Here is a 10,872-nt window from a genome sequence, read left to right as displayed (position 1 = left end):
GCGGTGAGCACCGGGACCTCGGGGCCGCGGCGCAGCGCCGCGAACAGCCGCGGGCTCTGGATCTCCATGACGGTCGCCGACAGGGTCATCAGCGCGAGCGCCGCCCGGGCGACGTCACGGTTGCGGGTGGCCAGCGCGCCCATCATGTCGGCGTCGCGCCGGTCGGCCGCCGACCCGGTGAGGGCCGGATCGGTGCCGGAGACCCGGCAGCCGGGGTAACCGACGTCGTTGGAGGTCGCCATCGTCCACGCCTCGTCGGCGGCCCGGGCGACCGCGCGCTGGGCGGCACGGCCGAGTCCGGCGGTGAGGCCCCGATCGCGCAGCTGCTCCTCCAGGCCCTTGACGCTGCGGGCCGCGGCGCTCATCCCGTGTCCGTAGACGGGGTTGAAGGCGGTGGTGGCGTCGCCGATCACCACCAGGCCCTCCGGCCAGACGCCGAGCCGGTCGTAGTGCAGGCGCCGGCTGACGGTGGAGTGGGAGCGCTGCACGGCGGTCAGCGGTTCCAGTCCCTCGATCAGGTCACCGATCAGCGGGTGCCGGACGCCGTCGCGCGCGAAGGCGAGGAACTCCGCTGCGTCCGCCGGGGGCTCGCCGCCGCGGGTGCCGGAGAGGGTGACGATCCACCGCCCGTCCTCGATCGGCATCAGGACCGCGCCGCGCCCGGGAACCGGCCGTCTGGCGTCGGCGAGCACGCTGACCAGGGGGAACCCGGATTCCGTTCCCTCCGGGGCCTGGAACACCCGGGTCGCGTAGACCATGCCGGTGTCCACGGACTCCTCCTCGGGCGCCGGCACGCCGATCCGCTCCAGCCAGCGGCGCATGCCCGAGCCCCGGCCGGTGGCGTCGACCACCAGATCGGCCTCGAGCAGGCGCTCGTCACCCGAGTCGCGATCGCGAATCTGTACTCCGGTGACCCGGTCGGCTCCACCGGCCAGTCCGAGGACCTCCGTGCGCTCCAGCACGGTGATCCGGTCCTGACGCAGCGTCTCCTCCCGCATCACCTGGTCCAGCAGCGCGCGGCTCGAGGCGAGGGTGAACTCGGTCGACGGGAAACGGTGCTGCCACCCGAAGGGAGTAAGGGAGACCAGGCCGTCGGGAATCCCGATGCGATGGGCTCCGGCGTCCAGCAGTTTCCTCGTCATGCCGGGCAGATAGGTCTCGGCGATGCGTGCGCCGCCGGACCACAGGATGTGACAGTGACGTGCCTGGGGAACTCCCTTGCGTGGTAGTGCCCCGGCCGGGTATTCGTCGCGTTCCACGACGACCACCTCGTCGATGTGCCGGGCCAGCATCGCCGAAGTGAGCATCGCGGTGAAACCGCCGCCCAGCACCACCGCTCGTCCATGTCCGTGTGCAGTCATACCCGAATCGATTCCTTTCCCGTCGCCTGAATAACGAACCACGCTACGGCAAGGGAGGGGATCCCTCCGGAAGGCGGCGGCAAGATCTCCGAGTCAGGGGTGAATAGGGGTGGCTATCGGGGAAGACCCCTGTTTCCTTTCCGGCCACCGGAGAAAGCACAGCGTGCGTGAAGGGCCTCCGTGCAGTGTTATTCACACACCTGGAGAAACGGAAAAGCTTGCTACCCCGCGCGGAACACTCCTCGTACAGTGAGCGCATGACGACAATCCACACGACGACACCGGTGGTCGTATTTACCGGCGCGGTCAAGGAGTTCGGCGCGGTACGCGCCGTGGACGGCCTGGACCTCACGATCGGACGGGGTGAACGGGTCGCCCTGCTGGGCCGCAACGGCGCGGGCAAGTCGACGTCCATCGGGCTGCTGCTCGGCCTGGACGATCCGACCGCCGGCTCGGTGCGGCTGTGCGGCGTCCCCCCGGTCCAGGCGGTCCGCGACGGGCGGGTCGGGGCGATGCTCCAGGACTTCAAGCCGGTCTCCCGGGCGACGGTGCGCGAGCTGGTGTCGTTCGTGGCCGGCACCTACCCGGCGCCGCTGCCGGTGGACGAGGTGCTGGAGCTGGCGGGTCTGACGGAGCTGGCCGGGCGTCGTGCGGACAAGCTCTCCGGCGGTCAGGCCCAGCGGGTCAGCTTCGCCGTCGCGATGGCCGGGGACCCGGACCTCCTGGTCCTCGACGAGCCGACGGCCGCGCTCGACGTCCAGGCCCGGCGGGCCTTCTGGGCGTCCATGCGCACCTTCACCGACCGCGGCAAGACCGTGCTGTTCTCCACGCACCACCTGGAGGAGGCCGACCAGAACTCCGACCGGATCGTCGTCATCGACCGGGGCCGTCTGATCGCCGACGGCAGCAGCGCGGAGATCAAGCGGACGGTAGGGGTCGGTGTCGTCTCCTTCGACCTCCCGTCGGGTCCGCTGCCCTCGGGTCTGGAGGAACTTCCCGGAGTCGTCTCCGTCGAGGTGGCCGGCGGACGGGTGCGCCTGCGCACCTCGGACTCGGACGCGACCGTGGGCGCGCTGCCGCGGCTGGTGGCGCCCCGCGGCCTGGAGATCGCCGCGGCCGGTCTGGAGGACGCGTTCCTCAGCCTCACCTCGCACGCCGCCACCGCCTCCTCCTCCACCGCCTCCTCTTCCGCCGCGTCCTCCTCCGCGGACGCCCCCGTGACCTCCCAGAAGGCAGGTATGTGATGGCCGGCAACGTCGTGCTGGTGTCGCGTTACGTCAACTTCGAGCTGCGCCGCACGCTCCGTGACGTCGGCTTCGTCATCTTCGGCATCGGCACCCCGGTGCTGATGTACATCATGTTCACCAACGTCGGCGACAAGGCCTCGGCCGGCTCCTCCGACTGGGCCGTCAGCGCGATGGTGGGGCTGGCCGCATACGGCGCCCTCAGCGCCGGCCTGACGACCGGCACCGCCGTCGCCGAGGACAAGGCGGTGGGCTGGCTGCGCCAGCTGCGCATCACCCCGCTCTCGCCCGCCCAGGTCGTGCTCGGCCGTGCGGTGACGGGTTCCCTGATGGTCCTGCCCGCCGTCGTCGTCGTGTTCCTCACCGCCATGATCGGCAACGGGGTCCGGCTGGACGCCTGGCAGTGGCTCGCCCTGACGCTGCTGCTGTGGGTGGGCTCGCTGCCGTTCACCATGCTGGGCATCGCCAACGGCTACCAGCTGTCGGCGCAGACGACCAACGTCACCAACATCATCTGCAACCTGACCCTGGCTCTGATCGGCGGTCTGTGGTTCCCGCTGTCGGAGTTCCCCGGCTGGCTGGCCTCGGTGGCCGAGTGGACCCCCGGCCACCTGCTCGGCCGGCTGGGCTGGGACACCGTCGACGGCAACGCGCCCGGCGCGGTCACGATCGTGGGCCTGGCCGCCTGGCTGCTGGTCTTCGGCGCCTACGCGGCCTACGCCTACCGGCGCTCGGGCCGCAGGGCGTGACCCGCGGGACATGACCCACCTGCCCCCGGGAGGGGGCTGACAGGGACACGGAAGAAGGGCGGTGGGGCATCCGGATCCGGATGCCCCACCGCCCTTCTTCCGTCCGTTCTTCCGTCTGCGGGACCGTCAGTCCAGGGCCCGGCGGGTGAAGCCCCGGATGCCGACGACGGCGGCCACCACGGTGGCGACGGCCAGCACCGCCATGTCGATGCCGTACGGGACCGACTCGACCTTCCCCAGCAGCACGTCCCGCAGGCCCTCGTTGATGTAGGTGATCGGGTTGATGCCGACCGCCACCTGGAACCAGCGCAGACCGTGCAGGCTGAGCAGCGAGTACTGGGCGGCCGCGGTGAACATCAGCGGCGTCAGCGCCAGGCCGAAGACGACACCCACCCGGCGGGCCGGAACCATGGTGCCGAGCACCAGGCCGAGCGCCCCGCCCAGCAGCGAGCCGAGGACGAGCACGCCGACGATCGCCGGCAGGGCCGAGGCCGGCCACCACGGCACCCCGAGGATCAGGATCCCCACCGGCACCATGAGCGCGGCGGCGACGAATCCGCGGATGCCGCCGAACAGGATCTTCTCCAGGGCGACCAGGCGGACCCCGACCGGGGCCATCAGCCGGTCCTCGATCTCCTTGGAGTAGGAGAAGTCCATGACCAGCGGCAGCGCGGTGGCCTGCAGCGCGCTGATGAAGGCCGTCAGGCCGACGATGCCCGGCAGCAGCAGCGGCACGTAGCTCTCGTCGACGTAGTTCATGTCGGCGAGGACCTTGCCGAAGACGAACAGGATGAACAGGGGCTGGAGCAGCGCCTCCGCCAGGAACAGCCACGGCTGACGGACCGTGACCAGCACGTCGCGCCAGAGGATGGAGGTGAAGATGCGGCGCTGCGAGACCTTCCGCGGCCCGGTGGGCGTACGGGCGAGCGAAGCCGCCGGGCGGGCGCGGTCCGCCACCGCTTCGTCGGCGGACGTGGTCGTCGTGGTAGTCGTGAGAGTCACCGAAGTCCCTTGCCAGTGAGGTGGATGAAGACGTCTTCGAGGCTGGCCTCCCGTACCGCGAGGTCCTTGACCTCGCAGTGCAGCTCGCCCAGCACCTTGAAGACGGCGGGCAGCACGTCGCCGGCGCCGGACTCGACGCTCAGCACGTAGCGGTCCTCCTCCGGTTCGGGGGCCGGCATGCCCGGGAAGGGCGGTGCCGCGGCGGGCGTTCCCGGCACGTACTCCGCGGCCGCCACCCAGGGGGCGCCGGTCAGCGCCTCGGTCACGTCGCGCGGGGAGTCGGAGTCGTCCAGGAGGTTCAGCTTGAGGGTGATCGTCGTGCCGCCCGGGAGGCTGTGGATCAGTTCCTCGGGCGTGCCCAGGGTCAGCAGCTTGCCGTGGTCGACGATGCCGATCCGGTCGCACAGCTTGGCGGCCTCCTCCATGTCGTGCGTGGTGATCACCACGGTCACGCCCTGACGGCCCAGCTCCGCGACCAGGTCGTGCACGAACAGCCGGGCCTGCGGGTCCAGACCCGTGGCCGGCTCGTCCAGGAACATCACGCTCGGGTCGTGCATGAGCGCCCGGGCGATCATGACGCGCTGCGCCTGGCCCCCGGACATCTCGTCCACGAGCGAGTCCGCCCGGTCGGCGAGCTGCACGCGCTCCAGCAGCTCGTCGGCCCGGCGACGGCGCTCGGACCGGGAGATGCCGTGGTAGGCGGCGTGGAAGAGGAGGTTCTGCCGGACCGTCAGCGACCGGTCCAGGTTGTTGTGCTGCGGCACCACGGCGAGCACGGCGCGCACCCGGTCGGGCTGCGCCAGGACGTCGATGCCGTCCAGGAACGCCTGGCCGGACGTGGCCCTGGCCATGGTGGTGAGCATGCGGATCGTGGTGGTCTTGCCGGCGCCGTTGGGGCCGAGGAGGCCGAACACCTCACCGCGCGTGACGGTGAAGCTCAGCCCGTCGACCGCCGGCGGCATCGCGGGGTGGTACCGCTTGACGAGGTCCTGGACGACGACGACCTCGTCGCCGGCGCTCCCCACCGTCCCCGGTGCCCCCGTGGCTTCTACTGTCTCTGACACTTTCACTCTCCGTCGGTAGGTGGGAATCGGCTGGGAATCGGCAGGCGCGCGAACCGGTCGGCGCCGCGTTCCTCTCGGGCCGTCGGTCAGGCTTTTCCGAATTCACGCTGGATGAGCTCGAACATTTCGTCGGGCGTCGCCACGTCGAGCAGGTCGTCGACGTCCGGCTCCGCGTCCTGCCGGTGTGCGGCGGTGACGCCGTTCCACCGGGTGAGCAGGGCCTCCAGGCGCCTGGCGACCTCGTCGCCTCCGCCGCCGCCCTCCGGGGCCAGGGAACCGAGGAGACGCTCCAGCCTGTCGATCTCCGCCAGGGCGCCGGCCTCGCCGGCCGTGTCTCCGTCGTCCTCGGGCGCGAACTGCTCGGCAAGGTGCCGTACGAGGTCGTCGGGGGTCGGGAAGTCGAACACCAGGGTCGCCGGGAGCCGGAGCCCGGTCCGGCGGCCCAGTCCGTTGCGGAGCTCGACCGCCATCAGGGAGTCGAATCCCGCCGCGACGAACCCGTTCCGCACCTTGATCCGCCCCGGGTCGTCGACGCCGAGCACCCGCGCCGCCTCCTCCCGCACGAGCGCCAGGAGGATCTCCTCCCTCGCCTCGGCGGCGCCGCCGGCGTTGCCGGAACCGGCCGCGGCGAGACGGTCACGCAGTTCGGCGGCGGGGTCCGCTCCCTGGGCGGCCGGAGATCCGGCGGCTTGCCGGGCATCGGCCTCGTCATCGGCGACGGCCGCCGCTTCGGGCAGATCGGCGAGGAGCGGGCTGGGGCGCAGGGCGGTGAAGGGCTGGACGAACCGCGCCCAGTCCACATCCGCCACCGCCACGGACGTCTCCTCCGCCGCGACAGCCATCTCCAGCGCGGCCAGCGCGTGCTCCGGCTTCATCACCGGAAGCCCCCGCCGCCCCAGCCGCTCCTCGCTCTCCGTGGTCACCAGTCCCCCGCCGGCCCAGGGCCCCCAGGCGATGGAGGTGGCCGTCAGGCCGCGGGCGCGGCGCTGCTGGGCGAGGGCGTCGAGGTAGGTGTTGGCGGCGGCGTAGGCGGCCTGGCCGCCGCTGCCCCAGGTGGCGGCGATGGAGGAGAAGAGGACGAACGCGTCCAGGTCGGCGTCGGCGTCGGCGAAGACCGCGTGCAGGTTGGCGGCGCCGGTCACCTTCGCGTGCAGCACGTCCACCAGCTCCGCCGCACCGATCTCCTTCAGCGGCGTGATCTGCCCGGCCCCCGCCGCATGCACCACCGCGCGTACGGGGGTGCCGTCGGCGCGGAGAGTGTCGGCGAGGGCGGTGAGGGCGTCGCGGTCGGTGGCGTCGCAGGCCACGACGGTGGCCGTCGCGCCCAGTTCCTCGATTCGCGTGCACAGTTCCGCCGCGCCCGGCGCGTCGGGACCGCGGCGGCTCGTCAGGACGACGCGCTCGGCACCGTTCTCGGCCGCCCAGCAGGCGACCCGGGCGCCGAGACCGCCGGTCCCACCGGTGATGAGGACCGTGCCCCGCACCTTCCACGCCTTGCCCGCAGGGGCGGGAGCCGCCCGCGTGATGCGGCGGGCGAGGACACCGGCCGGACGTACTGCCGCCTGGTCCTCACCGTCACTTCCCGCGAGCACGGCGGCGGTGCGCTCCCACGCCTGCCCGTCCAGGACCTCGGGGAGGTCGACCAGACCACCCCACCGCTGCGGCTCCTCCAGTGCGACGACCCGGCCGAAGCCCCAGACCTGCGCCTGCGCGGCGCTGCGCACGGGGTCCGCGTCACCGGTGGTGACGGCGCCCTGGGTCAGGGACCACAGGGGCGCCTGCACACCGGCCTCGCCCAGACGCCGGACCAGCTCGAGCGTCGCGGCGAGACCAGGAGCGACACCGGCGTCCGACACGTCCTCGTCATCGACCGCCAGGAGGGAGAGGACACCGGCCGCGTCCTGGTGAACGGTCAGGTCGGTGTCGGCATCGATGCGCACGACCTCCGCGCCCGAGCTCTTCAGCCCGTAGGCGGCCCACTCGACCGTGAACTCGTCCAGCGTCTCCGGCACGACCAGCAGCCACCGGCCCTCGAGAGCGGCGGCCTCCGGGGCGGCGACGGGCTTCCAGGTGACGTGATAGCGCCAGCCGTCGACGGTCCACCGCTGCCGCTGCCGGTCGCGCCAGGACGCGAGCACGGGAAGGGCGTCCTTCAGCGGCACATCACCACTGAGGTCCATCGCGGACAGATCCTCACGCTGCACTGCCTCCCAGAACACTTCGTCCATGGCCGACGAAGCGAGCGTCGAACGAACGGCCGGCTTCTCCTTCAGCCAGAACTGCTGGTGCTGGAAGGCGTAGGTGGGGAGGCCGATCCGCTGGGCGTTTGTGGCGGCGTAGTAGGCGCTCCAGTCGACGGTGGTGCCGTTGGTGTGGAGTTCGGCGAGGGCGGTGACGACGGCGTCGGTCTCGGCCCGGTTCTTCCGCAACGCCGGCACGAACGCGGCCTCGGCTGCCGTCTCCTGGGCCATGGCGGACAGGACGCCGCCCGGACCCAGCTCCAGGTAGGTGCTCACGCCTTGGGTGTCGAGGTGGCGGATGCCGTCGGCGAACCTGACCGCCTGGCGGACGTGGTTCACCCAGTAGTCCGCGGTCAGCAGTTCCTCCCCGGCCGTCTCACCGGTCAGGTTGGAGACGATCGGGATCCGCGGGGCGTGGAAAGTGGCCGTCTGCAGGAGGGTGCGGAACTCCTCGAGCATGGGCTCCATGCGCGGTGAGTGGAACGCGTGACTGACCCGCAGCTTCTTCGACTTCTCGAAAAGCTCGGCAATCGCGGTGACCTCGTCCTCGTCGCCGGAGATGACGACGGAGGTGGGTCCGTTGAGGGCGGCGATGGAGACGTTGTCGGTGAGCAGGGGCAGGATCTCGTCCTCGGTCGCCTGCACGGCAACCATCGCCCCACCCTCCGGCAGCGCCTGCATCAACCGACCCCGCGCAGCCACCAGAGCAGCCGCATCTTCCAGCGACCAGACGCCGGCGACGTGTGCGGCGGCGAGTTCACCGATGGAGTGGCCGAGGAGGTAGTCGGGGGTGACGCCCCAGTGCTCCATCAGCCGGAACAGGGCGACCTCGACCGCGAACAGACCGGCCTGGGTGTAGACGGTGCGGTCGAGGAGGTCCGACTCCGCGTCGAAGACCAGCTCCTTCACCGGCCGGTCCAGGTGCCGGTCCAGCTCCGCACACACCGCGTCGAACGCGTCCGCGAACACCGGGAACGCCTCGTACAGCTCGCGGCCCATCCCGGCCCGCTGCGAACCCTGACCGGAGAACAGGAACGCCGAACGCCCGCCCCCGACCACACCCGACACCACACCCGCGACCGAACGGCCCTCGGCCACCGCGCGCAGCAGATCCTCGCGGTCCGCACCGAAGACCACCGCACGGTGGTCGAACAGGGTTCGCGCGGACACCAGGGACCAGCCCACATCCACCGGCGAAACCCCGGCCGCGGCCAGCGGCAGCAGACGCTCCGCCTGGCCCGCCAGAGCCTCCGGAGACTTCGCCGACAACACCCACGGCACCACCGGAAGCACGGCCCTCGCCTCGCGGGTGGGCTCCGGCTCCTCCTCGACGGACTCCAGGATGACGTGCGCGTTCGTCCCGCTGATGCCGAACGACGACACACCCGCACGACGCGGACGCTCACCCGTCTCCGGCCACTCCCGAGCCTCCGTCAGCAACTCCACCGCACCCGCCGACCAGTCCACCTTCGACGACGCCTGCGCAGCGTGGAGGGTGGGCGGCAGGATGCCGTGGCGCATCGCCATGACCATCTTGATGATCCCGGCGACACCGGCCGCGGCCTGCGTGTGGCCGATGTTGGACTTCAGCGAGCCGAGCCACAGCGGCCGCCCGTCCTCGGGACGGTCCTGACCGTAGGTGGCCAGCAGGGCCTGCGCCTCGATCGGGTCACCCAGCTTCGTGCCGGTGCCGTGCGCCTCCACGGCGTCCACGTCGGCGCCGGTCAGACCGGCCCCGGCGAGCGCCGCGCGAATGACGCGCTGCTGGGCGGGGCCGTTCGGGGCGGTGAGCCCGTTGCTGGCGCCGTCCTGGTTGACGGCCGAACCCCGCACCACCGCCAGCACCTGGTGCCCGTTGCGGCGCGCGTCCGACAGACGCTCCACGAGGAGCATGCCGACGCCCTCGCCCCAGCCCGTGCCGTCCGCGTCGTCGGAGAACGACTTGCAGCGACCGTCCGAGGCCAGACCACCTTGGCGGGAGAACTCCACGAACCCCGCGGGCGTCGCCATCACCGTGACACCGCCCGCCAGGGCCATGTCGCACTCGCCGGAGCGCAGCGCCTGGGCGGCCAGGTGCAGGGCGACCAGGGACGACGAGCACGCCGTGTCCACCGTCACCGCCGGCCCCTCCAGCCCGAAGGCGTACGACAGCCGACCGGAAAGCACACTGGTCGCCGTGCCGGTCAGGAGCTGACCGCTGACACCCTTCTCGCCCTGTGCCAGTGCCCCGCTTCCATAGCCCTGGCTGCAACCGCCGACGAAGACACCGGTTCGGCTGCCCCGCAGGCTGGTGGGAGCTATCCCCGCTCCCTCGACCGTCACCCAGGCCGTCTCCAGTGCCAGCCGCTGCTGGGGATCCATGGCCAGGGCCTCGCGGGGCGAGATGCCGAAGAACTCGGGATCGAAGGAACCGGCGTCGTGAAGGAAGCCACCGACCCGCGCGAACCCGCCGGCTCCGGTGTCCAGGTCCGCGAGAGAGACGCCCTCCCAGCCACGGTCCACCGGGAATCCGGTGATGCCCTCCAGCCCGGAACTGACCATCCGCCACAAGTCCTCGGGCGATGCCACTGCACCCGGCAGCCGGCAACCCATACCGACGATCGCGATCGGATCATCGTCGACGGGCGTCGTCCGGACATCCGGCACAGCGATGTTCCGGGCCGGATCGTCCATCAGGTGTTCGGCAAGGTGAGCGGCCAGGGCCTGCGTGTCCGGGTAGTCGAACACCAAGGTCGCGGGCAGGTGCAGCCCGGTCTCCTCGGCAAGACGGTTACGGAGTTCGACTGCCATCAGGGAGTCGAACCCGAGGTCGCGGAACGCCGTCATGGGGGCAACGGCGGAAACGTCACGATGTCCCAGCACGGCTGCGGCGTGTTCGCGGACCACCTCGCGCAACGCCGTCAGGATCTCCGGCCCCTCGAGCCCCCGCAGGCGCTCCTCAAGGGCCGAGCGGGCCGAAGACTGCTCGGGAGAAGCGCTGTCCACCGCGTCCTGGGCGACGGCCACTTCGGGGAGGTCGGCGAGGAGCGGGCTGGGGCGGAGGGCGGTGAAGGGCTGGACGAACCGCGCCCAGTCCACGTCCGCCACCGCCACGGACGGCTGCTCGGCCGCAACCGCCATGCCGAGCGCGGCCAGGGCGTGTTCCGGATCCATCACCGGAAGCCCCTGCCGACCGAGCCGCTGCTCACCCTCACTGGTCACGAGCCCTCCAC

6 protein-coding genes are annotated in these 10,872 nt (G+C 71.6%); 2 read left to right on the top strand and 4 right to left on the bottom strand.

Features of this window, described 5'->3' with window-relative positions:
* Positions 1-1,361 (bottom strand): FAD-dependent oxidoreductase (locus HW445_RS08405; protein WP_180220393.1); only part of this gene is annotated, 1,361 nt, incomplete at its 3' end.
* A gap of 257 nt (positions 1,362-1,618) precedes the next feature.
* On the opposite strand from HW445_RS08405, the gene HW445_RS08400 reads away from it, so the two are divergent.
* Positions 1,619-2,605, top strand: coding sequence for an ABC transporter ATP-binding protein (locus tag HW445_RS08400; RefSeq protein ID WP_180220392.1), 987 nt, complete (start codon positions 1,619-1,621; stop codon positions 2,603-2,605).
* The gene (locus HW445_RS08395; RefSeq protein WP_218956721.1) at positions 2,605-3,354 is read left to right on the top strand and encodes an ABC transporter permease; all 750 of its coding nucleotides are present in this window, start codon (positions 2,605-2,607) and stop codon (positions 3,352-3,354) included. The genes HW445_RS08400 and HW445_RS08395 overlap by 1 nt, the downstream gene beginning before the upstream one ends.
* A 126-nt stretch (positions 3,355-3,480) precedes the next feature.
* Here HW445_RS08395 and HW445_RS08390 read toward each other — a convergent pair whose 3' ends face one another.
* The 3 genes from HW445_RS08390 to HW445_RS34105 form a co-directional block, all read right to left on the bottom strand.
* Positions 3,481-4,356 carry an ABC transporter permease gene (locus HW445_RS08390; protein ID WP_218956720.1) on the bottom strand — a complete coding sequence of 292 codons (876 nt, stop codon included), beginning with the start codon at positions 4,354-4,356 and terminating at the stop codon, positions 3,481-3,483.
* Complete coding sequence (locus tag HW445_RS08385; protein WP_308798648.1) at positions 4,353-5,420, bottom strand: ABC transporter ATP-binding protein; 1,068 nt, start codon at positions 5,418-5,420, stop codon at positions 4,353-4,355. Before HW445_RS08385 ends, HW445_RS08390 begins: the two co-directional genes overlap by 4 nt.
* 86 nt (positions 5,421-5,506) lie before the next feature.
* Positions 5,507-10,872 (bottom strand): type I polyketide synthase (locus tag HW445_RS34105; RefSeq protein WP_374939620.1); only part of this gene is annotated, 5,366 nt, incomplete at its 5' end.

This window comes from Streptomyces sp. UH6 (assembly GCF_013421635.1).
In the GTDB taxonomy this organism is placed as follows: Bacteria; Actinomycetota; Actinomycetes; order Streptomycetales; family Streptomycetaceae; genus Streptomyces; species Streptomyces abyssomicinicus.
This window is presented reverse-complemented; position numbering and strand designations above follow the sequence as displayed.

Bases quoted from the DNA above. Each gene is read 5' to 3' on its own strand.
- HW445_RS08400 (WP_180220392.1), top strand. From the start codon at position 1,619: ATGACGACAATCCACACGACGACACCGGTGGTCGTATTTACCGGCGCG.
- HW445_RS08395 (WP_218956721.1), top strand. From the start codon at position 2,605: ATGGCCGGCAACGTCGTGCTGGTGTCGCGTTACGTCAACTTCGAGCTG.